The following is a 21,889-nucleotide window of genomic DNA, read 5'->3' on the forward strand; positions in this document are numbered from 1 at the left end:
GCTGCAAAAAAGCAAACGTTTAACTCCGCGCATACACTACGGTGTGTCAACCTTATCTCCTCCCTCTGGATAGCAGAAAAAAGAGGGAGCAAAACAGAAAGGCAAACGATTATCCGGCCTTTAGATAACCCTTTTCAACCGATGTTTATCGTATTTCGCTAAATTTCGCTTATGACGAACAGAAAATAACCAGCAGATGCGCAAACGTTATCGTCTATGCGCAATCCGCTAACAATTTTTTAGTGAGTTGCTTTCATTTAGCCGGGTCATCGGATCCGCTAATACCTCAGGCACCGGGTAAAGAAAAGGGGCCGCCACGCTCGATGGCCCGTTGCCAGGCAGGTCGCTGTTCCACTCGCTGTCGCCAGGCCTCGATATGCACAAGATCATGCATACCGCCGCGGGCTAACAGCGCCATCACCGGGAAGCTCATCTGAATATCGGCCATACTCAGGCGCTCGCCGGCAAACCATGGCCGCGTGGCAAGATGGTCGTCAATAAACCGCGCATGGGTGGCCAGCTGGGGATCCAGCCACGCTTTCTGAATGCCCTTGCCCAATAGCGAGCCTAGCGAGCGGACGCCAAAGGGCACAGGGGGTTTACCCAGACTGGCGAACACCAGCTTCATTAACAGCAGCGGCATCAGCGAGCCTTCGGCATAGTGCAACCAGAAGCGGTACTGCAGTTTGTCCTCTATCGCCTGCGGCTTGAGCAGCCCACCGCTGTCCCAGGTCTCCTGCAAATACTCGAGTATGGCCCCGGACTCCGCCAGCACATAGCCGTTGTCTTCCAGCACCGGCGATTTCCCCAACGGATGGATTTTCTTCAGCGCCGCCGGCGCCAGCATCGACTTTTCTCGCTGATAGCGGACTATCTGATAAGGCAGCTGCAGCTCTTCCAGTGCCCACAGGACGCGTTGCGATCGTGATTGATTAAGATGATGTACCGTCAGCATGGGCCTCTCCCGTGGTTTGTTCAAATTAACTATAGGAACAAGCGCTCATTGCCGGGAAAATTTCGGCAAAACAGGGAGGAAAAAATGGCAGCAGCTGCCATAGTTAAGGTGTCGACGCAAACCGGAACCTCCATCAACAGATTGCGCAATACTGAGGGACGTCGACGTCGGGGGAAACCCTCTCGTGAACCAGCGAGATAATGCGAAAGACCAAGACCGGAAAACAACTAAAGCGCCCAGTTGTGGCGCTTTAGTTTTATTACTCCTCTTCCAGCAGACGGGCGCCGGTCCCCTCTTCCCCCAGCTTATCGCCCGGGTTGCGCAGCGGGCAGTCGCGCCGTGATAAACAGCCGCAGCCGATGCAACCGTCAAGCTGATCGCGCAGCGCCGTCAGGGTGTGAATCCGCCGGTCCAGCTCCTCACGCCACTGCGATGACAGCATCTTCCACTCTTTTGCGCTGAGATTGTGCCCTTCCGGCAGTACGCCAAACGCGTCGCCGATGGTCGCCAGCGGGATGCCGATGCGTTGCGCAATTTTGATAATCGCCACCGCGCGCAGGACATCGCGCCGGTAGCGCCGCTGATTACCGGCATTGCGCTGACTGTGGATCAGCCCTTTACTCTCATAGAAATGGAGAGCCGAGACCGCCACGCCGGTTCGTTTTGCCACTTCCCCGGGCGTCAGTAGCATTTTGATGCGGGGTGATTTCTTTTCCATAAAGCGCTTTACCTCAAGTTAACTTGAGGAATTATACTCGCCCGCAGACAAAACGACGAATCGAGAATTGAGAGAGGCCGCTTTATGTCCCATCAGGATATTATTCAAACACTGATTGAATGGATTGATGAACATATCGATCAACCACTTAACATTGATATAGTCGCCAGAAAGTCAGGATACTCGAAGTGGTATCTGCAGCGGATGTTCCGCACCGTGATGCATCAGACGCTGGGGGATTACATTCGTCAGCGCCGCCTGCTGCTGGCGGCGGAAGCGCTGCGCACCACCCAGCGGCCGATCTTTGATATCGCGATGGATCTGGGCTATGTCTCGCAGCAAACCTTCTCCCGGGTGTTCCGCCGGGAATTCGACCGTACCCCCAGCGACTACCGTCATCAGATCTCCGCGTGACGCGGCGGCTGAGGCACGCTCATCGGCGTGGGAGCATTGGCTAACCAGTGCATAAACTCCCGCGCCGGCATCGCTTTCGCAAACAGCCAGCCCTGGCAAAACTGCACGCCGCGCCTGGAGAGCCAGCTTACCTGCTCCGGCGTCTCCACCCCCTCCGCGATAGTCTTTAAACGCAGCCCGCGCGCCATCTCGATGATGTGTTCTGCGATCAGATGGCTGGTGTTGTTGGTGGTCAGCGTATCCACGAAGGTTTTATCGATTTTGAGGATATCGACGTTCAGGGCATGCAGATTATGCAGATTGGAGTAGCCGGTGCCGAAATCATCGATCGCAATTTCGTAGCCAGCTTCGCGGAACGCCTGGATCACCGGCGTGGTTTTCGCCACGTCGATAAACCCGCGCTCGGTCACTTCGATTTTGATCTGCCCAATGCACACCGCATAGCTTTGCGCTTTCTCACTAATCTGTGAAATGAGCCGCGCCGAATGGAAATCTGAAGCAGAGAGATTGATCGCCACGTACAGCTGCGGATGGCTGGCCAGAAACTCCCCCATTTCATAAAACAGTTCGTCCACCACATAGTCCGTGATCTGGGCGATCATGCCTTCATTTTCCGCCAGCGGGATAAACTCCGCCGGATTCATCACCGGGCCGTCAAACCCCGGCCAGCGCAGCAGCGCTTCCGCGCCGACGCAGCGGTTATTTTTAATATCGATAATCGGCTGGTAGTGCAGGCGCAACTGGCGACAGCTCAGAGCCCGCTGCAGCATATTGCGCGGCGAATGATACTGCCGACGGGTACGTGTCCACACCAACACCAGCAAAATACTGCAAATGATCCCCAGCGGCAGCGTCAGGCTGACCTGGTTACAGAAGTTGTGGTAGTAGCTGGCCCGCGAGGTAGACATGATGACCGCGATCGGCCGGATAGCGGAGCGGGCAATCGTGTAAACCCGACCATGTTGATGAAAAAAGGTATCGCCTTCGCGAATTAGCCTCTGGAGTTCTGCGGGCTCAACATTATTACTCAGCGAGAAAAAGAGGTTAGTTTTAGTATCGAAAACGCCATAGGCCAAATCGCGATCGCTGGCGATCACTGAGCTATACGAGTAGGGGTTGACCACCACCACATAGGGCCCCTTCTGCATATAGTTCATGGCAAAGCCCGGGTAAAACGGCGTATCCCGATAGTAATAAATCGCCACGTCCGGCTTTTTGGTGTAATTCGCTGCCGGCATCCGCCAGCCGGTCTCTGGGTGAACGGACGTCGAGCAGATAAAGCGCTGGCCATTGGCGTAGATCAGATCTTCCACATACAGCAGACCGCGCACGATATGCAGTAAATAACGCTGGTGATCCGCTGAACACAGTTCACCACGATACTCGCTGGCTTTTGCCCGTGCCTGATCCGCTTCCCGGATGACCATTTCCGTTTTTTGCAGCGCCAGTTGCGAAAATGAGTGTAATTGATCAATGGTTTCGGCTTTCGCCCGGATCTGGGCAAACCACAGTGCCAGCACCACCGGCAATAAAATAACCAACCCCATTCCGACGAGTCTTAGCGCCTTATGCGGCGCACTGTCACCCATTTACGCTTACATCCATGCGATATGCCTTAATTAAGGTAGCCCGAACACGTTAGCAATCGCGACTGCGATAGACATCAGCAGATATCTGCCAGCCCTTCAGGGCGTCAGCTTTCCAGCTGGTGGTGTTGAATAATACTTATTTATCCGCTATTCGAAAGATATTCTCGTCAGATTAAGAATAGACGCGTATCTGACTCGGTTTCTCCGTGTAATAAACAGGAACAGGTAATAAAACCCGCAGAATAATAATCATTAGCAAGAGAAGAAAATAAGGATCCGGACTTTACGGAATGATATCCACACAAATAACAGGCTTATTAAGCGCAGCGAAAGCTCATTTTTTGACTGGTGAATAAAGCGACAAGTGTGATATAGTTCACACAAGTTGATGAAACAGAAATGACGTTTCATCACTCTCTCGTTTGCCAGTTGAGACCAGAGCGCTATGCCATCGTCAGTCGCGCCAGGTCATCTATGGCTCCCCGACTTTCTTTGAGGATAGGTAAATGGCCATTACTACCAGTGTTGTTTTATTGCGCTGGCCCCTGGTGAGCGCAGTACTGATGTTTCTCGCCAGCTCACTGAATATTCAGCTTCGCAAAAGCGATTATGCCGGTCTGGCGGTGATCTGTAGCTGCCTCGGCCTGGCCGCCGCCTGCTGGTTCGCCACCGGTTTGCTGGGCATCACCCTGCTCGATATTGCCAAAATCTGGGGCAATATCAAAGATGTGATGATTGAAGTCATGAGTCAGACGCCGCCAGAATGGCCAATGATGATGACCTGAGCGTAAAAAGCTTCCCACCGGGAAGCTTTTTCGTTTTTTATACGCCCTACTTCCCCAGTTTTGCCATCATCTCCGGACGCATAAATTTATGGATCACCGCCATAAAGAGCAGCGACGGCACCAGCAAAATCAGCGCGGTAATCGACGATACCTGATAGTTACCCGACATGCTGGCGTTATAGAGCAGTAGCGGCAGCGTAGTGATATCCGGCGCGCCGACGAAAAAGGTGCCGGTAAACTCATCCAGCGACTCCAGAAAAACAAAGATGCTGGCGGCAACGATCCCCGGCGCCGCCTGCGGCAGCACAATGTGCCAGAAGGTATACACCGGCCCGGCGCCAAGGTTACGCGATGCCCGCGCCAACAGCGGGTCGATAGACGAAAAGGCTGCTACACAAATCCACACCGAGTACATCAGGCCGTGCACGCTATGCACCAAAACCACCCCCGCGATACTGCCGTTCAATCCCCACTGATAAAACAAACGGGCAATGTTCATGTATACCGTCAGATTGGGAAAGGCCTGCGGGATGAGAAACAACAGCATAAACAGCACCCGTAGCGGCATTTTCCGCCGGGAAAGCGCATAGCCGGCAGGTACGGAAATCAGCAAACAGACCCCCACCGATAGCAGAGCGATCAGCACGCTGGTTAACAGCGAGCTGGAGACATCGCTGTACGGATTGAAGACCTGATACCAGTACTTCAGACCCCACTGGCTGGGCAGAGGATGGGGAAAATACCAGCTTTCCGCTACGGTCCAGATCAACAGGTTCAGCAGCGGACCAAACATCGCCAGCAGCATAAACAACAGCAGCAGGGTCTGCAGCACCGGGCTGGCGCGCACTTTACGGCGTCCTTTCACCCACCATGTCGGTGAGGAGGCGAGGCTCATCGCTTTCATGATTCACCGCCTTTTTGCTGCAGGCTGTGGCGCAGGTAAAACCACGACAGCGCACCGCAGATCGCCAGCGACACCACGCCAAGCGCATTCGCCACCGCGTAATCACCGTAGGAATTAACGCGAAACGCCATATCCACGGTTAGCATCGTCGGGGTGCCTACGCCGATCATCAACGGTACCGATAGCACCGACATCATGGTCACCGTCGACAGCACCAGCGCCACGCCGATGGTCGGCAGAACCTGCGGCAGCATGATATCGAACAGGATCCGCGGCCGGGAGGCGCCAAGATTCCGTGCGGCGAGGATCTGCGACGACTCCAGCGCCGCCATCGCCCCGCAGATCAGCAGCGTGGCAAAGGCCAGTTGTTTCCAGACAAAGGTGATCACTATTCCTTTCCATCCTAACCAGGAGAGCGTCTCCAGCGGCGCGACCAGATCGGCCGCCACCAGCGCATTGTTCATCAGGCCATTTTTGGCGAGAAAAGTGCGCATCATCTGGGCGACAACAATAAAGGGAATAAACAGCGGTAAGCGATACAAAAAACCCAGCAGGCGGACAACCGGCCGGCAAGGCGAGAGCGCAATAACGGCCGACAGGGTAATGGCGATCAGCGCTAACAGCGCCACCGAGATCAGCACGATAATCAGCGAAAAGAGCACATCGCTGGCGTAAAGCGCATAGACCTTGCGGAAGTGATCGAGGGTAAACGGCTGTCCCGGCGCGGTAAATGCTGAGACCAGCGAGAACCCCAGCGGATACAAAAACAGGATCGCGATCATCAGCGCCGCCGGGGCAACCAGCAGCAGATATTTTAATGAACTGGACATAATGTACCTGGCGTCAGCGCAAGAAAGCGCCCGGACCAACAACCCGGGCGCGAGAAGAAGTTAGTTGGCCACCTGGCTTTCGTAACCCTCTTTGATATCGTCAAAATAAGGAGCGATCGGGAAGCTTTTGCCATACTTCGCCAGCGCTTCCGGCGAGATTTCGGCAAACAGCTTTTGCCAGGTCGCCGCATCCAGCTTCGGCTTCACCTGCCCGGCGTCGATGCCCGGATACCAGTTAAACTGCTTGACGATCCCCTGCGCCTGCACCTCCGGACTGGTGGCCAGCGCGATGAAGTCGCGCGCCAGCTGCGGGTTCGCCGCCTTCGCCGGGATGACGTAATACATCGGCTGACCCGGCATGCCCGGCGCCAGTAAAGCAAGCTTGATCGACGGCGGCAGCTTGCCCTGATCTTTCCAGCTATAGAACATATCGACCCACACCGGGCCCATGGCGATTTCGCCCCGGCTCAGCATGTCGAGCGTGCCGGCATTGCCCGGGGTGAAGGTGACGTTTTTATTGAACGCCTTCAGCTTCTCATAGGCCTGCTGCCAGCTCTTTTCGACGCTTTTATCATAAGGCGCGGCCGAGAGACGCTGGGCGTCGGTCCCGTAGGCGTAGATCCAGCCCACCACAAAGCTGACGCCGGACATGCCGTTCTTGATGCCGTTATAGCCAAAAGCCTGCGGGTGTTTCTGCGTCCAGGCCACCAGCTCGTCATACGACGCCGGCGGGGTACTGACCAGATCGCTGTTCCAGGCGATGGCGGTCTGGCTTAAAAACATCGGCATCACGTACCCGTCGACGTTAACCCCCAGCGCCTGGGTGGCGCTCGGCGAACTCACCATGCCGCCGGTCTGAATATCCTGACGGTATTTTTGCAGTAATCCCTTTTCCACCTGCTCCCCGCCCGCCTTCTGGTGTACTACCGCGACGTCGATATCCCACTGCTGAGCACCGCTCTCCTGCTGGGCCGTTAGCTTCTCGCTAATTTTATTCGACCCGGCGTCGCCGGGGCCGGTACCAATCACCCGCACCTTGACGCCGGGATGAGCGGCTTCAAATTTTGGCCCCAGCCAGGTTTTTACATAATCCACCATATTCTGATCGCCCGCGGTGGCGACGTTGAGAATGGTGTCGGCCTGTGCGCCAACGCTCAGGAAGAGGGTCGTTACGATCGCTGCTTTCGTTTTAGTAAACATGGACTGTCCCCAGAATAAACATACTGATGTCACGGTGATGGTGGTAAAGGAAAAATATGCAGAGCCGGCGTTGGCACGTGGAGTCGGACGCGGCTTTTCGTCGGCCAGCACTGCCCGGCATCGGCCAGCAGCAGGCGGTCATGGCAGCGCACGCTGTGGCGATACAGATTGCCCAGAAACGCGCTTTGCTCCACCACGCCCTCCAGAGCGAGTCCTCCCTGCGGCGCGGGCTGCGTTAATTCAACGAGCGCGGCATCGGCGCTGCGAAAATAAATAACTTTTTCACCCTGCTGCACGGCGGATAAACCGGATATTGCGGCAGCGGATAATTCACCGGAGGTTATTTTATTATCGGCCCCCATAAAATCCGCGACGAAAGGCGTCGCGGGGCGCTGATATATTTGTTCCGGGGTGCCAGTTTGCTCAATTCGCCCCTGATTTAATACCGCAATACGATCCGCCATCACTAAGGCTTCCTGCTGATCGTGGGTAACAATTAATGACGTAAAGCCCAGTTTCTTTTGCAGGGATTTAATTTCATGGCGCACATTCAGGCGCACTTTGGCATCCAGATTAGATAACGGCTCATCCAGCACCAGTACCTGGGGCTCTATGGCCAGGGCTCTCGCCAGTGCCACCCGCTGCCGCTGGCCGCCCGACAGTTCGGTGACTTTCACTTCGCCAAGCCCTTCAAGGTTCACTATTCGCAACAGCTCCGCCACTCGCCGCGCGATATCTGCCCCGCGCCATTTGCGCAGCTTCAGGCCATAGCCGATATTGCGCGCTACCGTCAGGTGCGGCCACAGGGCGTAGCTTTGAAACACCATGGTGATATTGCGCTGCTCTGGCGCAAGGTGGGTGATCGTTCGACTGGCAATAGCTATCTCGCCGCTTTGCACTGGAATAAAGCCGCAGAGCGCGTTCAGCAGGGTGGTTTTTCCGCATCCCGACGGGCCCAGCAGGGCAATCATCTCCCCCTGTTCAACCGCCAGATCGATATTATGTAAAACTACATTATCGCCATAACTAATTTTAAGGCCGGAAATCTGTAAATAACTCATATTGGCTACCTGGAAGCGCTGCTGCAGATATTTTTTATCAGGATGAACACGTGTTCATTTAGCGGTAAAAAAAATGCAACGTTAACTCGACATGATGTGAGCCTACTTTGTCGGGTATTTATGACAATTTAATTAAGCGGCAAAAATTTTTGGCGAGGGTCAATGAAAATCGATGTGCTTGGCTGCGGGAGCGCCTTTTCCTGCACACAAAATACCTCCGCGCTGCGGGTGATCGACGCGGACAACAAACAGTGGTTAATCGACTGCGGCCCCACCGTTCCCCGCGCGCTGTGGCAGCGCGGCGGCGGAGTCGATGATATCGATGCAATCTACTTCACCCACGTTCATCCGGATCACTGTACCGGCCTGACGGCGCTGCTGAATTACTGGAAAAGTGGCTCCCGACAGAAGCCGCTAATTATCTACTGCCAGCCCGCGCAGCAGCCGGTGCTCATGCAGCTGGCCGCGCTGGCGAACTGGCCTCAGGCGGACCTCGGATTCACCATCGACTGGCAGGCATGCCGTGACGCCTGGACGTGGCGGGACTGGCAGATCCGCACCGCTGCCACGCAGCACGAGCTGAGCAATCGCGCCATCCGCATCACTATTGCCGGACAGACCCTGTTTTACAGCGGCGACGGGCGGCCGACCGCCGACTCGATGGCGCTGATGGCCGGCGCCGGGCTGGCCTTTCAGGAGTGTGCCTCGGTGACAGTCCTGGACGACGATGCCTCGCATGGCGACTTTCCCTCCTGTCTGATGCTGTTCAGAACGCTGCAGCTCCCGGCACTGGGGCTCTATCACTGTGAGGATGCTTCTCTGGCGGCGCTGAAGCAGGTCTGTCAGCCATGGCAGGGATTATTTGTATCGCAGGATGGGGACCACTTTACGCTGCCGCGTCCCACGCTCACTGACAAGGCGCAGATCCTATGAGCCCACGTAAACCCAGCGTTACCGCTCAGGACGTTGCCCGGCGAGCGGGCGTCTCCCGGGCGGTGGTGTCCAGGGCGCTGAGCAACAACGGCAGCATCTCTTCCCACGCCCGGGAGCGGGTGCTACGCGCCGCCGAGGAGCTGGGCTACCAGGTTAACTTTCTTGCCCAGGGACTTAATCGCCAGCGCAGCCACTTAATCGGCGTGATCGTCTCGCGTATCAGCGATCCTTTTCGCAGCGCTCTGCTTGATGCGCTGCTCAACGAGATCCAGCGCCAGGGCTTTCAGGCGCTGGTGAGCGAGATCCGTAGCGAGCAGGATCTGGCACACACCCTGCGCCGTTTCACGCAGTTTCGCGTCTCCGGGGTTATCGTCACCTCCGGCCAGCCGCCGGAGGCGCTGGTGAACGAGTGCGTCCAGCAGCATATTCCGGTCGTGGGCATTAATCGCCAGCCGACAAGCCGCGGGGTGGACTACGTCTGTTCTGACAACGCCGCCGGCGCCGAACTGGCGGCCGACCAGCTGTTGCACAGCGGCTGCCAGCGGTTTGGCTGGCTCAACCACTCTCCTTCCACCTGGGCCGGGCGCATGCGCGGGGAAGCGTTCAGCCTGGCGCTGCAGGCGCGCGGAGTGAACGTCGAACGCGATCTGGCGATCCTCGCCTGCCCGGAAGAAGGTTACGCGGGCGGGTTGCAGGCCGCGGCGCTCGCCGACGAGGCGCTGGAGGGGATCTTCTGCGCCAACGCCCAGCTTGCCTGCGGCTTTCTCGATGGGATGCGCCAGCGCGGCAGAGAGGCGCCTGAGGATTTCCAGCTGATTGGTTTTGATAACACGCCGCCAACCGCGCAATATAGCTACCAGCTCACCACGCTACATCAGGATGTCGCGGCGATCTCTCGCCAGGCGCTCGCCCGACTGCTGGAGCGCGCCGCCGATCCTTTACAGCCTTCACGCACCACCTGGGTGGAGGTGACGTTAATTCACCGGCGCACGTCGCCCTTTGTTATCTGAGAGCAGGACCATGACGGAAACACAACGAGAGTCATTATGCGCCTTGATTCGCCGGGCTGGCGCCCACGCCCAGGCGTTGCGCGATGCGGGATTGCAGGTCGATAAAAAATCGCGCCAGGACTTTGTGTCGCAAGCGGATCTCGCGGTAGAACAAGAGATTAAGGGCTGGCTGAAAGCGCACTTTCCGCAGGAGGGTTTCCTCGGTGAAGAGAGCGGTTTCGCAGGTGACGACCAGACCGTCTGGGTGCTGGATCCCGTCGATGGCACCACCAACTTTATCCTTGGCATGGATTACTGGTGTATCTCGCTGGCGCGAGTATGCCGGGGCGAACTGACGCTTGGCATCATCTACGCCCCCGATCGCGATGAATTTTTCTTCGCCGCCCGCGGCGAAGGCGCGTATCTCAACGGTCGGCGCCTGACGCTACGCGAGCCGGATCCCGACGCGGTGGTGATCGGCATGGGGCGCTCCAGCCGGGCCCCGGCCAGCGACTACGCCCGGGCCATCGACACCCTGCTCGACGCCGGCCTGGAGTATCGCCGTTTTGGCGCAGGCGCCCTGATGCTGGCGCATGTCGCCGCCGGTCAGCTCCATGCCTATTATGAAGCCCATATGAACAGCTGGGACGCGCTGGCGGGTATGTTGTTGATTGAGGAGGCGGGCGGAACATGCAATGCGTTTCTCGCCGATGAGGGCCTGCGGCAAGGCAACCTTGTGCTGGCTGGCTGCACAAGTGTTCAGCCGCGACTGGCCGCCCTGCTGGCGAAATAACGCCGCGCCGCCGGCGGCTGACCGGCGGCTTTCATCGGCTAACGCCAGGGCTCGCCGCGGGGAATATTATTCGGGCAACGCTTAATCGTGCAAAAGGACTGGTAAAAACAGGAGTCAGATCGCTCGCCGCCGGCATGATACGGACACGACGGCCGCTCGCGTAATTTTTCCCACTGCGCCTCGTCGTACACCGTAATATTGTAGATTTTTAATGAATGATACCGGTCATTAATTAAAACTCTCGAGGAATAGAGTCTTATCGACTCACCGGGCAGGAGGATCACATCTGCCTCGTACCACATGATAAATTTTAAGAAACGCAGACTGGAAATTGCCGAGAAGGCGATACCGGATTGCGGACAGATTAGAGTATTAAGTATCGTCCATTTCATATTCCTTCCTTATAACAGAGGCTACGAATTATTATCGCATATAGTGATAGCATTCATTATCATAAATCGCAAGCCTCCCTGATAATTATGTGATTTAAGACAATTCCCAATAGGATAATCCATTATTGGTAACCTTTTTTCTTACCCGGAAGATTAATGATTAGCACCTATAAAAAAATAAACAAATTAACCCATGAAAAGAAAATATAATAAAAAATAAGATAATATAAACATAATTGACAAAACGTCTTAGTCCCTCTGGATGAGACCTCAGACATTGGTATCAGATGATGTAGCACTGAGCGTGACCCGCGCTTTCGCAGGCAGAGAGGAAGACGGCAGCCAGCTATTTATTGCGCGTTTGCCTCGTCGTACATCAATAGACCGACGAGGCCAGCAGGCCGCGCTGGGGCCCTACCAGGTTTTGCCGATATTAAACTGAAACTGTTCTGCTTTATCACCATCGTACTTTTTAAACGGCTCCGCCCACGAGAAGACCAGGGGACCGAGGGGAGACATCCACTGCACGGCAATCCCCGCGGAGAGACGAATATGACTCGGATCGCCGTAATCAGGGATCCCTGCCGCCAGCGTCTGCGCGGTATTCTGCCAGGATGTGCTCCAGACCGTTCCTGCATCAACAAACAGCGAGGTTCGCAGACTATCGGCATATTTGTCATTCACAAAGGGGGTTGGAATAATAAATTCGCTGTTCAGCACCGCCATGGCATTCCCACCGACCGCATCAGACGAGGCGTCCAGCGGGCAGGCGCTATAGCTGCTTTCGCTACCATTGCAGCGATAATAGGCCGCTTTAGGCCCAATGGTGTTAGAAGAGAAGCCGCGCACCGACGACGAACCGCCGGCGTAAAAGTTATCGTAGAACGGCACACTTTTACCGTCTAACCCGCCGGCATAGCCTGCGCGCAGGCGTTCCATCCAGACCCAGCGCTTGTTCTCGCTCAGCGGCAGATATTGGGCGGTGTCAAAGGAAAGTTTGTAGTAGCTATTATCCGAACCGGGGAGGGTCACTTTGCCGCTCAGGCTGCTCTTGTTTCCCGCGCGCGGGAAGAAGCCGCGATCGAGATCGTTGTAGCCCCATCCAAGACTCACAAAATAATCGTTGGCGCTATATTTTGCGCCGCTGTCGCCATCTTTCGTCACCACGCTGGGCTCGATTCCCCGTGAGCTGAGGTAGCGCCAGGTCGTCAGCTCCGGATCCATATTAGTCAGGCGATTATGAACATAATCCAGTCCCAGGTTCAGGGAGTTATTTTCACTAATGGGAAACCCCAGCGTACTGCCTAAGCCATAGCTCTGCTGGTTGTAGCTCCCGGCATCCGCGTCGGAAGCATCATAACTGTTATAAAAAATCTTTCCGCCCAGGCTGATGCCATCGACGGTAAACCACGGGTTCGTCGCCCCCAGTTCAAGATAAGACTGGTAGCTGTTGCGCGTCCCGTTGAAGCTGACGCTATTGCCCGTTCCCAGCCAGTTATCCTGCGTCACGCCGAGCTGATAGCTCACGCCGCTGTCCGTACCAAATCCCAGGCCCACGTTGAATGAGCCGGTGTTGCGCTCCTTCACCTTGTAGACCACATCGACCTGATCCGCCGTCCCATTGACCGGAACGATCTCCTGTTCAACGTTCTCAAAAAAACCCGTTCGATCAAGACGTACTTTCCCTTGCTCGACTTTTTCGTTGTTAAGCCACGCCCCTTCCATTTGGCGCATTTCGCGACGCAGCACCGCGTCCCGGGAGGTGTCGTTACCGGAAAAGCGGATCTGGCGTACCGAGTAGCGGCGACCGGCGTTGACCTGAATATGCAGCGTCACGCGGTGATGCGCATCATCGATTTCCGGCGTGGTCGTCACCTGCGGCCAGGCATAACCATACTTACCGAAACGTTTTTTGATCTCATTTTCTACGGTGGTGATTTGCGCCCCGCTGTACCATGCCCCCGCCAGCGGCCGGGAAAGGGCCTCGATCTCCGGCCCATGCTGCGCCAGGTCGCCTGTCACCTGAGTTCGGTCAACCCGATAACGTTCGCCTTCATTGAGGGTAATGGTGATGTACAGGGATTTTTTATCGGGCGTCATACTGACCTGCGTGGACTGAATAGCAAAGCGCGCATAACCGCGATCGAGATAAAAACTGCGCAGCGTTTCCAGATCGGCTTCCAGCTTCTGTTTCTGGTATTTTTTATCCGCTACCACGTTCCACCACGGCACATTATCACGTAGCTGTAGCTGGTCCACGAGCGTCTCTTCCCGAAACGCCTGGTTGCCGATAATATTAATTTGTGCGATTTTCGCCGATACGCCTTCCTGAAAGACGAACGTTAAGTCAACACGATTACGCGGTAACGGCGTCACTACTGCGTGAACCTGCGCACTGTATTTCCCCGCGCTGTAATAGAAATCCTGCAAACCCTTTTCTATTTCGCTAAGCGAATTTCTGTCCAGTGCGCTACCGACAGAAATACCGGTCGCGGCGAGATTTTCCTTTAGCGCATCATCCTTCACCGACTTATTTCCGGAAAAACTGACGCTGGCGATAGTGGGCCTCTCCTTAACCTGCACCACCAGCGTTTTACCATCGCGCAGGATCTGCACGTTCTCGAAATTGCCGCTCGCATACAGCGCGCGCACTGCCTCGCTGACGTCCTCTGGCGTCACCGCATCTCCCGCGTGCAACGGCATACTTAATAGCGCCGCCCCGACGGTCACGCGCTGCAGCCCTTCAAAGCGGATATCATCAACTTGATAAGATGTTGCGGCGTACAACGTTAAGGGGGCAATCAATAATCCGTTGATGATATGGGTCTTTTTTAACATGAATGTGTCGTCTACGAGAGAATGAGCAATAGCAGTGTTCTGCTGGCGTTGAGCTTATTTGTTCAGGGTGCATATCTAAAATATGCGACAGAAAATAACCTGAGCGAGGCGCAGAATTACATGCAATTATGGCGACAAAATGGAGAAAAAATGGATGTTAAAGCATCTTTAAAAATATATTTAATGATGGAACTTTTTCTGAAACCCATGGTTCTAATGGCCAACACCAGGACTATATTTAGATTTACCTGAACGTTTTTATTAATAAAAAGCCCCCTTTCTTATTAATGGAAAGGGGGAAGGATCTCGTTAGGAATGATGCTCTCTGGGATCACCAGGAACAGGGAGAAAAATAACCTGCAACCCAGCAGATTTAATGAAGAGAAATTGAATAAATTATGCAATCGACATCACAACATTTTATTAGGCATTCATCGCCAGACGCCGTTAACGACCATCTCCATATTTTCCTCAAAATAGCAGAATACAGTAGGGTCGCCTTATCAAGGCATCAAGGAAAGTCTATCGTTATCTACAATAGCCAAGCAGTGGCGCCTCGCCAGGGAAGGTGAGGCATAGGCTTCGCCATCCTGCCGCCTCCCATCATCAGCCACAGGGAACTGCGTATGACACGCTTACTCAAGACAATCTTACCCGTCATCCTCTGCGCCCTCTTCGGGTTATCGTTCGCCTCTCCAGCGCAGGCTGCCGCCAGTCTGCCGATTGTTCTCCCCGCGCTGACATGCGATGCGCTAAGCGCTACCGACTTCAGCGCCGCCGTTGGCGCAAAGGTCACTATCAACCACACTGAAATGCAGACCTCCGCGCAGGGAAGCTGGTGCAAGGTGAGCGCCACTATCGCCCCCCAGATTGGCGTGCAGATTGCTCTGCCGACCCAGCGCTGGAGTCAACGTTTCTTGCAGGTCGGCTGCGGCGGACTGTGCGGGAGTATTAACCTGAGTCTGTCGAATGCCAGCGGCTGCCTGCCGGCAATGAACGGCGAGTTCGTGGTGGCAGCAACCGATATGGGGCACCATGGCAGTATGATGGATGCGTCATGGGCCGAAGATCCGCAAAAGCGCATCGATTTTGCCTGGCGCGCCAACCACCTGACCGCAGTGCTGGCCAAAGCGGTGATGCAGACGCTTTACCGCCAGCCGCCAAAGTACGCGTACTTTATGGGCTGCTCAGACGGCGGTCGCGAAGCATTGATGGAAGCGCAGCGCTTTCCGCAAGATTTTGACGGTATCAGCGCTGGCGCGCCAGCGGCCTTTTTCCAGTTTCAGAACTCCTTCTTTCACGGCTGGAATGTGGCCGCCAATCAGCGTCCGGACGGTACCGCTATCCTGCTGAAAGATCGCCTGCCGCTGATTCACCAGGCCGTGCTGGCCCACTGCCCGACGCTTTCCGGCGTGCAGGATGGCATCCTGCAAAATCCCTATGCATGTCAGTTCTCTGAGACATGGCTCCCCCGCTGTCCTGCCGATGCTCAGAACCGTTCTGCCTGCCTGACGCAGGAAGAGATCGAGGTGGTGAAAAAGCTCTATCGCGGCGCTTACGACAGCCACGGCGCCCAGTTTGTCGCTGGCGGTCTGCCGCTGGGCTCCGAGCTACGCTGGCCGGTGCCCGAGACGCCGACCGGCCACTCGATGTCGGAAATGATGGTACTGCCGGCTCTGCAATCCGTGCTCCTGCCGGGAGGAAAACAGAAGATCCAATCGATGCGGGATTTCCCGCTTAATCAGCAGAATTTTGACGCCGTCGCCCAACTGGCACCGCTCTATAACGCGGCAAATACCAATCTTCATGCCTATCAACAGCGCGGCGGCAAGCTTATCCTGTGGCACGGCCTGGCCGATGACTCCGTTAGTCCGGCCTTTTCAATCGCCTATTTCCGGGGCGTAGAGGCAGAGATGGGCCATACCGCAACGGATACCTTCCTGCGGCTGTTTCTGCTGCCAGGGGTGGCCCATTGCGGTAATGGCGAAGGTTACGATCAAATTGATCTCCTGACTCCGCTGATGCGCTGGACCGAGGAAGGCATCGCGCCGCAGGAAATTATGGCCGGCAAACGGGCAACAGCCGCTGCCGACCTGCCGCCGATGACAGAAAAAACCGATGCGCAGACGCAGTTTCACGGCGTGCAGAAAGTCAGTCAGCCTTACGCTGACGCCGCTCCGGCCGTTATCGCGACTCGCCCGGTGTACCCCTTCCCGGCCATTGCCCGGTATAACGGGCGCGGCGACGTGAATGACGGCGAAAATTACCATGCAGAGCAATCAACCACGTTTGGTCATCTGCAGCTGGCAAAACCCGCCAGCGACTATATTGGCCCTGATAATCAAAAAAATTATCAGGTTCGCCACGGCGAACTCACTGTTCAATAAACCCCAGGGCTCCTCGCTGAGGAGCCATTCATTATGGGATTAGCCGCAATCATGCGTAGCAAAACGCTCCAGCAATCGGTATTAAACGACCTGCTCCTGTGGATCGATAATAATCTGGATAAGAAACTGACCGTCGACGATCTGAGCGATATCTCGGGTTATTCCCCCTGGCATTTGTTTCGGCTCTTCCGTCATTATTTTGATCGTTCGCCGATGGAATATATCCGTCAGCAGCGCATGTCGCTGTGTTGCCGTTTATTGCTGACGACGCCCGGTTACCGGATTGTCGATATTTGTATGATGGTCGGTTATGACGATCTCAGTGCGTTTAACCGTACCTTCAAAAAATATCATGCGCTCACGCCCACTCAGTATCGCTATCAGGTCACGCGGCAAAAATAAGGAAGGTCCCCCTCCTCCGCATTGCTGCGGTTGGGAATGGAAGGGGGACAGGGGATATTACAGAAGGGAAATAGCAGGACGCTATTATCGAACCCGGTCGGGATCAACGACCTTGCGCGACGGAAATCAGTATAAAAGGATATGTTGAGCTAATAATGTAGAGGGCGTGAAGATTTTGTCACCATTTATAACCGCCTCCTCCGCTTTCATCTGAAATAAAAAAACCGGGTCGCGCTGCACCCGGTTTACTCCTCATCAGCCCCATCAGAAGTGAGTATTAACGCTCACAAAGAAGGTCCGCCCCGATTCGTTATAGGTCTCCGCACCCGCGCCATACAGATAAGCTCCCGTCGTCGCGTTGCCGGTCGTTTGCGCATTCCCTGCCCGGTAGTGGCGGATATCAAACAGGTTATCTATCCCGCTGGTGAAACTTAGATTTTTGTTCACGTCCCAGGTCGCACTGAAACCGACAATGCTGTATGGGCTGACTTCGTTTAGTTCACTGCCGCTAACCGCCTCGCCTTTGTAATTAAAGCGTTTTGGTTTCTGTCGGCCATACCAGGTAAAGGTGCTCTGCAGGGAGAGATCTTCACGAACCTGCCAGCTCAGCGTCGAGTTCAGGGTAAATTGCGGGATCACTGACAGTCGGTCGCCGGTCGTCTTATTCTTGCTCTGCAGCATCCATGTCAGGTTATTGCTCCAGTTAACCGTCTCCCCCACCGGAAGATTCAGCGTTCCTTCCAGGCCTTCCACTAATGCCTTTGGTACGTTTTCCCACTGATAGATATTGGTGGTACCGTTGCTGGCAGTACCCACCGCCGCATACCCTGACTCAATCTTGTTGTGATAGTCGTTACGGAACCAGGTGATCCCCGCCTGATAGCCATCATGCTTGTATTCAAGACCAATCTCTTTATTAACGCTGGTCTCCGCTTTCAGGTCGCTATTCCCCATCAGATAGCAGGCGGAACTACTGGCGTAACAACCCTGACCGTTGCTATAGAGAATATAGTTCGGGTTCAACTGGTAGAGGTTGGGTGCCTTGTAAGCGCGGGCAATGCCCAGCTTCAGCGTCCAGTCGTCCGTCAGTTCCTGGGACAGGTTCAGTGACGGGCTCCAGTTATTGCCGACGATGCTGTGATGATCGAAGCGCAGCGCGGGGGTCAGCATGGTACTGTCCGTTAGCGCCATGTTATCTTCGGTAAACAGCGAGAAGATCTCGGCGCTGGAGTACGGGCTACGACCAGTAGCCGACACACCGTCGATAGTCCCGTAAGAGAGCGCCTGGGTTGTCGATACGCCATCTTTCATCCGCTGCTGATTCCATTCGGTGCCCAGCGTCAGATTCTGATCGACCCCCAGCGTAAACGGAATATTCACTTCGCTATGTAGCAGGACATCGGCCAGATCGATATCTGAAAACTCGCTACTGGAGAAGATCCCTTCCGTACCGCCCGCCAGCCCTTCATCCATTCGCGAGTTACGGGTGTGTTCGTACTGGGCATAGCTGTTGCTGGTCACGCCATTATCCCAGCCGCCGGTCCATGTTACGCCGTAAGTTTGCCGGTAGAGACGGTTGGTCTCTTTCCCGTACATACTCTTCACCAGCGTACTGGTATTGGTGTTTTGCGTGTCGCCGGCATAGAGATTACCCTGGCGGCTGTAACCGGCCTCAAACTCCAGGGCCTGCATCGGGGCGAACGCCCAGCGCAGCTTACTGTGAATATCTTTGTTCACCACCCCTTCACGTCCGGCGGGATAAGAACCGGCGTAGGAACCGGTACGTTCCGCTTCATGCCCGGCGTTAATATCCTGAGCATCGGCCTGGGTTTTACTCAGATTCCCCCAAAGATTGAAGCTGACACTGTCCGACAGCGGACCATTGAGGCTAAAGTTGGTACGTTTCGTCGCCCCTTCTTTCCGGTGCTGCGGCGCATTCATATAGGTATTCCACGAACCGTGCCATTCAGGCGTGGTCGGCCTGGTCACGATGTTGACAACCCCGCCCATCGCGCCATTACCATAGCGCGCCGCCGCCGGGCCGCGGATCACATCGATATGATCGATCATCTCCGCTGGCACCCAACTGGTATCGCCACGGGAGTCACGATCGCCGCGCCAGCCATACCGCACCGAGTTACGGCTGGTGACCGGTTTACCATCGACCAGCACCAGCGTATTCTCGGGCCCCATGCCACGGATATCAATTTGCCGGTTATTGCCGCGCTGACCGCTGGTGGAGTTGCCGGTCAGGTTTACCCCTGGCTGTGTGCGAATTAACTCCGACACATCGCGGGCGGGGGGATGTTTGCGGATCTCCTCTGCGGTAATGGTCGACACGCCCGGTGCCTGCAGGTTCTGCCTGGCGGCGGTTATGACCATCGTCTCCTCGTGGTTTTCGGCAGTGCCTGCGCTTTCGTCAGGGGTCGATTGTTCGGTCACGTTCTCCGCCGCCTGCAGCGGCACGCTACAGGCGAGCAAAGTAATGACGATCCCCAGCGGGAAGTGAGATGTGTATTTCATAGAATATGCCCTGTTTTCTGATGCTGTCGGGCATAACGCCTTCCCCAATCGAAAAAACAATGGGATAAAACACTCGCCTCAGCGCCGCGCCAGATTTTGGCGCAGGTCAGCCCCTTCCCGGCATTAATGGGAATAAGAAAACAGCGTGAGGCAGAATAAAATTAAGTGCCCTGTTTCATCATTAGAGAAAAAGCGCTGCGCGCTATTCTTTGATAGCGTAATCCAGACAGCGAATAATAAGAGTTATGTGCCGTGTTACGGTAATAAAAATGAGATTCATTATCAAGATGATAATAAGCAATATCGCAGAAAAATAAAACACACCTTAACAATCATAAAGTTACCAAAAAGAAAATAGAGAAGAAGAAAGTAAAAATATCATCATTCATTTCTACTTATCATAAAAAAACCACATTTCCGCCATATTATCTCCATAGTTAAATTAAAGATAAAAGCACATTAATAGTAAGCGCTAATATTGGAGAAAACTATTTGTCGGTATCGTTATGTTTTTTCATCCCTTGTCGTGCCCGGCTAACGGCGGCCGTTCTGCTAAAATAATCACATCCCCCTGCGGAGTGTTCCTCCATGAACGCAAACTTGCTATCACGCCGGTTTATCGCCAGGCTTATCTGCCTCGCGACGCTGTTATTCGCCCCTTTCCTGCTTGCGGCGGAGGCGGAAAAAGCGCCGCCGTTAGCAAGCGAAGACAATACGCTGTCGATCCACATCGACGATATGCTGCAGCCATGGAAAGGCGATCTGCCCGGCATGACCGAGCGGCGTACCATTCGGGTATTAACCACCTACAGCAAAACCTTCTTTTTTATTGATAAAGGCACTCAGCGCGGAGCAACGCACGACATCTTTATCGCGCTGGAAAACGATCTGAATAAACAGCTGGCGAAGGATAAAAAGCTCAAACAGCGCCACCTGAAGCTGCATATCGTTTTCGTGCCGGTCAGTCGGGATAATCTCTTCACCGCGCTCAATGAAGGTAAAGGCGATATTGCCGCCGCCAACCTGACCATCACGCCCTCGCGGGAAGCCCAGGTCGATTTCGCCCAGCCGCTCTACAGCAACGTCAAAGAATTACTGATCTCCGGCCCGGCATCGCCGAAGGTCGACAGCCTGGAGCAGCTTTCCGGTCAAACCGTCTTTGTTCGCCGCTCCTCCAGCTATTATGACAGCCTGCAGGCGCTGAACGCCCGATTTGCCCGTGAGTCGCGCCCACCGGTGATACTGGAGGCGGCGCCGGAAGCGCTGGAGGATGAAGATCTGCTGGAAATGCTCAACGCCGGACTGGTGCCATTGATCGTCGTCGATCAGCATAAAGCGATGTTCTGGAAACAGGTGTTTCCAAAAATTCAGATCCATGACAACGTGGTGCTGCGCGACGGCGGTAACATTGCGTGGGCGGTACGCAAAGACAGCCCGCAGCTGCTGGCGGTGCTGAACAACTTCGTCAAAAAGAATCGTCAGGGCACCACGCTGGGCAATACCCTCCTGCTGCGTTACCTGAAAAATGCCAGCTATGTCAAAAATGCCGCGGCGAGTAAGGAGCGGCGCAAGTTCCTCGCCATGGTGGAAGTCTTCCGCAAATATGGCGATCGCTACGATGTCGACTGGCTGCTGATGGCGGCCCAGGGATACCAGGAGTCGCGGCTGAACCAGTCGGTGCGAAGCCACGTCGGGGCCGTCGGGGTGATGCAGGTGATGCCCAGCACCGGAAAAGAGCTGAAAGTGGGCGATATTAAACAGCTGGATCCCAACATCCATGCTGGCGTGAAATACATGCGCTGGATGATAGATCGCTACTATGCCGATGAGCCCATGACCCGGCTCGATAAGGCGCTGTTTGCCTTTGCCTCCTATAACGCGGGTCCGGCACGTATCGCCCGCCTGCGCACCATGACTAAACAGCGAGGATTTGACCCGAACGTCTGGTTCGGTAATGTCGAAAATCTGGCGGCAGAAAAAATTGGCGCCGAGACGGTCACCTACGTCAGTAATATCTATAAGTATTACATCGCCTATCGGCTGATCGTCGATGATATGGCCCGCAAACAGCAAGCGACGGCCGTACCGCGGCAGGAGCCGGTGGCGCAGCCAGCCAAACCACAGCCCGGCGTGGCGACGCCGGAGACCGCTCAGGCGCCCTCTGCCTGAAACACTC

18 protein-coding genes are annotated in these 21,889 nt (G+C 55.1%); 8 read left to right on the top strand and 10 right to left on the bottom strand.

The features are described 5' to 3' along the window. Positions 1-286 precede the first annotated feature (286 nt). Both ACKLKD_RS13025 and soxR read right to left on the bottom strand, forming a co-directional pair. Complete coding sequence (locus tag ACKLKD_RS13025) at positions 287-955, bottom strand: glutathione S-transferase family protein (protein WP_025713515.1); 669 nt, start codon at positions 953-955, stop codon at positions 287-289. Positions 956-1,214: 259 nt separating this feature from the next. Further along, on the bottom strand, positions 1,215-1,673 hold the full coding sequence (gene soxR, locus ACKLKD_RS13030; protein WP_004206331.1) for a redox-sensitive transcriptional activator SoxR: 459 nt from the start codon (positions 1,671-1,673) through the stop codon (positions 1,215-1,217). 84 nt (positions 1,674-1,757) lie between these two features. Between soxR and soxS the strand changes: the two genes are divergently transcribed. Then, on the top strand, positions 1,758-2,087 hold the full coding sequence (gene soxS, locus ACKLKD_RS13035) for a superoxide response transcriptional regulator SoxS (RefSeq protein ID WP_004151738.1): 330 nt from the start codon (positions 1,758-1,760) through the stop codon (positions 2,085-2,087). Here soxS and ACKLKD_RS13040 read toward each other — a convergent pair. Beyond that, on the bottom strand, positions 2,072-3,676 hold the full coding sequence (locus ACKLKD_RS13040; RefSeq protein ID WP_025713516.1) for an EAL domain-containing protein: 1,605 nt from the start codon (positions 3,674-3,676) through the stop codon (positions 2,072-2,074). The two genes, soxS and ACKLKD_RS13040, sit on opposite strands and share 16 nt — an antisense overlap. A gap of 506 nt (positions 3,677-4,182) precedes the next feature. Here ACKLKD_RS13040 and ACKLKD_RS13045 point away from each other — a divergent pair. Next, positions 4,183-4,461 (top strand): YjcB family protein, encoded by a 279-nt coding sequence (locus ACKLKD_RS13045; protein ID WP_025713517.1) that lies wholly within the window; start codon positions 4,183-4,185, stop codon positions 4,459-4,461. Positions 4,462-4,507: 46 nt separating this feature from the next. Here ACKLKD_RS13045 and ACKLKD_RS13050 read toward each other — a convergent pair whose 3' ends face one another. Genes ACKLKD_RS13050 through ACKLKD_RS13065 form a run of 4 tightly spaced genes read right to left on the bottom strand, consistent with a single transcriptional unit; the run spans position 4,508 to position 8,456 of the window. Next, complete coding sequence (locus tag ACKLKD_RS13050) at positions 4,508-5,365, bottom strand: ABC transporter permease (protein ID WP_087804900.1); 858 nt, start codon at positions 5,363-5,365, stop codon at positions 4,508-4,510. Next, complete coding sequence (locus ACKLKD_RS13055) at positions 5,362-6,195, bottom strand: ABC transporter permease (protein WP_025713519.1); 834 nt, start codon at positions 6,193-6,195, stop codon at positions 5,362-5,364. The genes ACKLKD_RS13050 and ACKLKD_RS13055 overlap by 4 nt, the downstream gene beginning before the upstream one ends. 60 nt (positions 6,196-6,255) lie before the next feature. Beyond that, positions 6,256-7,395, bottom strand: a complete 1,140-nt coding sequence (locus ACKLKD_RS13060; RefSeq protein ID WP_087804902.1) for an extracellular solute-binding protein — start codon at positions 7,393-7,395, stop codon at positions 6,256-6,258. Between the two features lie 29 nt (positions 7,396-7,424). Then, the gene (locus ACKLKD_RS13065; RefSeq protein WP_087804904.1) at positions 7,425-8,456 is read right to left on the bottom strand and encodes an ABC transporter ATP-binding protein; all 1,032 of its coding nucleotides are present in this window, start codon (positions 8,454-8,456) and stop codon (positions 7,425-7,427) included. Positions 8,457-8,618: 162 nt separating this feature from the next. Between ACKLKD_RS13065 and ACKLKD_RS13070 the strand changes: the two genes are divergently transcribed. From ACKLKD_RS13070 to ACKLKD_RS13080, 3 genes are read left to right on the top strand one after another with little or no spacing between them, the layout of a single operon-like run. After that, complete coding sequence (locus ACKLKD_RS13070) at positions 8,619-9,389, top strand: MBL fold metallo-hydrolase (protein WP_087804906.1); 771 nt, start codon at positions 8,619-8,621, stop codon at positions 9,387-9,389. Then, positions 9,386-10,399 (top strand): LacI family DNA-binding transcriptional regulator, encoded by a 1,014-nt coding sequence (locus tag ACKLKD_RS13075; protein ID WP_025713523.1) that lies wholly within the window; start codon positions 9,386-9,388, stop codon positions 10,397-10,399. The genes ACKLKD_RS13070 and ACKLKD_RS13075 overlap by 4 nt, the downstream gene beginning before the upstream one ends. Positions 10,400-10,409: 10 nt before the next feature. Further along, the gene (locus ACKLKD_RS13080; protein WP_025713524.1) at positions 10,410-11,171 is read left to right on the top strand and encodes an inositol monophosphatase family protein; all 762 of its coding nucleotides are present in this window, start codon (positions 10,410-10,412) and stop codon (positions 11,169-11,171) included. 38 nt (positions 11,172-11,209) lie between these two features. Here the strand turns inward: ACKLKD_RS13080 and iraM are convergent, their stop codons facing one another. Both iraM and bamA read right to left on the bottom strand, forming a co-directional pair. Further along, complete coding sequence (iraM, locus tag ACKLKD_RS13085; protein WP_025713525.1) at positions 11,210-11,563, bottom strand: anti-adapter protein IraM; 354 nt, start codon at positions 11,561-11,563, stop codon at positions 11,210-11,212. Positions 11,564-11,977: 414 nt separating this feature from the next. Further along, positions 11,978-14,401: an outer membrane protein assembly factor BamA gene (gene bamA, locus ACKLKD_RS13090; RefSeq protein WP_087804909.1), complete on the bottom strand. Its 2,424-nt coding sequence runs from the start codon at positions 14,399-14,401 to the stop codon at positions 11,978-11,980. A gap of 626 nt (positions 14,402-15,027) precedes the next feature. On the opposite strand from bamA, the gene ACKLKD_RS13095 reads away from it, so the two are divergent. Next, entirely contained in the window at positions 15,028-16,788 is a 1,761-nt protein-coding gene (locus tag ACKLKD_RS13095) for a tannase/feruloyl esterase family alpha/beta hydrolase (RefSeq protein WP_087804911.1), read from the top strand. 33 nt (positions 16,789-16,821) lie between these two features. Continuing rightward, positions 16,822-17,190 (top strand): helix-turn-helix transcriptional regulator, encoded by a 369-nt coding sequence (locus tag ACKLKD_RS13100; RefSeq protein ID WP_025713528.1) that lies wholly within the window; start codon positions 16,822-16,824, stop codon positions 17,188-17,190. A gap of 264 nt (positions 17,191-17,454) precedes the next feature. Here the strand turns inward: ACKLKD_RS13100 and ACKLKD_RS13105 are convergent, their stop codons facing one another. After that, the gene (locus ACKLKD_RS13105) at positions 17,455-19,713 is read right to left on the bottom strand and encodes a TonB-dependent siderophore receptor (protein WP_087804913.1); all 2,259 of its coding nucleotides are present in this window, start codon (positions 19,711-19,713) and stop codon (positions 17,455-17,457) included. 588 nt (positions 19,714-20,301) lie between these two features. Here ACKLKD_RS13105 and ACKLKD_RS13110 point away from each other — a divergent pair. Next, positions 20,302-21,882 (top strand): lytic transglycosylase F, encoded by a 1,581-nt coding sequence (locus tag ACKLKD_RS13110; protein WP_087804915.1) that lies wholly within the window; start codon positions 20,302-20,304, stop codon positions 21,880-21,882. The last annotated feature ends 7 nt before the right edge of the window (positions 21,883-21,889 follow it).

Origin of the sequence: Klebsiella sp. 10982 (assembly GCF_048589245.1) — a bacterium.
Lineage (GTDB): Bacteria > Pseudomonadota > Gammaproteobacteria > Enterobacterales > Enterobacteriaceae > Klebsiella > Klebsiella quasivariicola.

Coding starts and splice junctions, on each gene's coding strand:
- ACKLKD_RS13025 (WP_025713515.1), bottom strand. CDS start 955: ATGCTGACGGTACATCATCTTAATCAATCACGATCGCAACGCGTCCTG.
- soxR (WP_004206331.1), bottom strand. CDS start 1,673: ATGGAAAAGAAATCACCCCGCATCAAAATGCTACTGACGCCCGGGGAA.
- soxS (WP_004151738.1), top strand. CDS start 1,758: ATGTCCCATCAGGATATTATTCAAACACTGATTGAATGGATTGATGAA.
- ACKLKD_RS13040 (WP_025713516.1), bottom strand. CDS start 3,676: ATGGGTGACAGTGCGCCGCATAAGGCGCTAAGACTCGTCGGAATGGGG.
- ACKLKD_RS13045 (WP_025713517.1), top strand. CDS start 4,183: ATGGCCATTACTACCAGTGTTGTTTTATTGCGCTGGCCCCTGGTGAGC.
- ACKLKD_RS13050 (WP_087804900.1), bottom strand. CDS start 5,365: ATGAAAGCGATGAGCCTCGCCTCCTCACCGACATGGTGGGTGAAAGGA.
- ACKLKD_RS13055 (WP_025713519.1), bottom strand. CDS start 6,195: ATGTCCAGTTCATTAAAATATCTGCTGCTGGTTGCCCCGGCGGCGCTG.
- ACKLKD_RS13060 (WP_087804902.1), bottom strand. CDS start 7,395: ATGTTTACTAAAACGAAAGCAGCGATCGTAACGACCCTCTTCCTGAGC.
- ACKLKD_RS13065 (WP_087804904.1), bottom strand. CDS start 8,456: ATGAGTTATTTACAGATTTCCGGCCTTAAAATTAGTTATGGCGATAAT.
- ACKLKD_RS13070 (WP_087804906.1), top strand. CDS start 8,619: ATGAAAATCGATGTGCTTGGCTGCGGGAGCGCCTTTTCCTGCACACAA.
- ACKLKD_RS13075 (WP_025713523.1), top strand. CDS start 9,386: ATGAGCCCACGTAAACCCAGCGTTACCGCTCAGGACGTTGCCCGGCGA.
- ACKLKD_RS13080 (WP_025713524.1), top strand. CDS start 10,410: ATGACGGAAACACAACGAGAGTCATTATGCGCCTTGATTCGCCGGGCT.
- iraM (WP_025713525.1), bottom strand. CDS start 11,563: ATGAAATGGACGATACTTAATACTCTAATCTGTCCGCAATCCGGTATC.
- bamA (WP_087804909.1), bottom strand. CDS start 14,401: ATGTTAAAAAAGACCCATATCATCAACGGATTATTGATTGCCCCCTTA.
- ACKLKD_RS13095 (WP_087804911.1), top strand. CDS start 15,028: ATGACACGCTTACTCAAGACAATCTTACCCGTCATCCTCTGCGCCCTC.
- ACKLKD_RS13100 (WP_025713528.1), top strand. CDS start 16,822: ATGGGATTAGCCGCAATCATGCGTAGCAAAACGCTCCAGCAATCGGTA.
- ACKLKD_RS13105 (WP_087804913.1), bottom strand. CDS start 19,713: ATGAAATACACATCTCACTTCCCGCTGGGGATCGTCATTACTTTGCTC.
- ACKLKD_RS13110 (WP_087804915.1), top strand. CDS start 20,302: ATGAACGCAAACTTGCTATCACGCCGGTTTATCGCCAGGCTTATCTGC.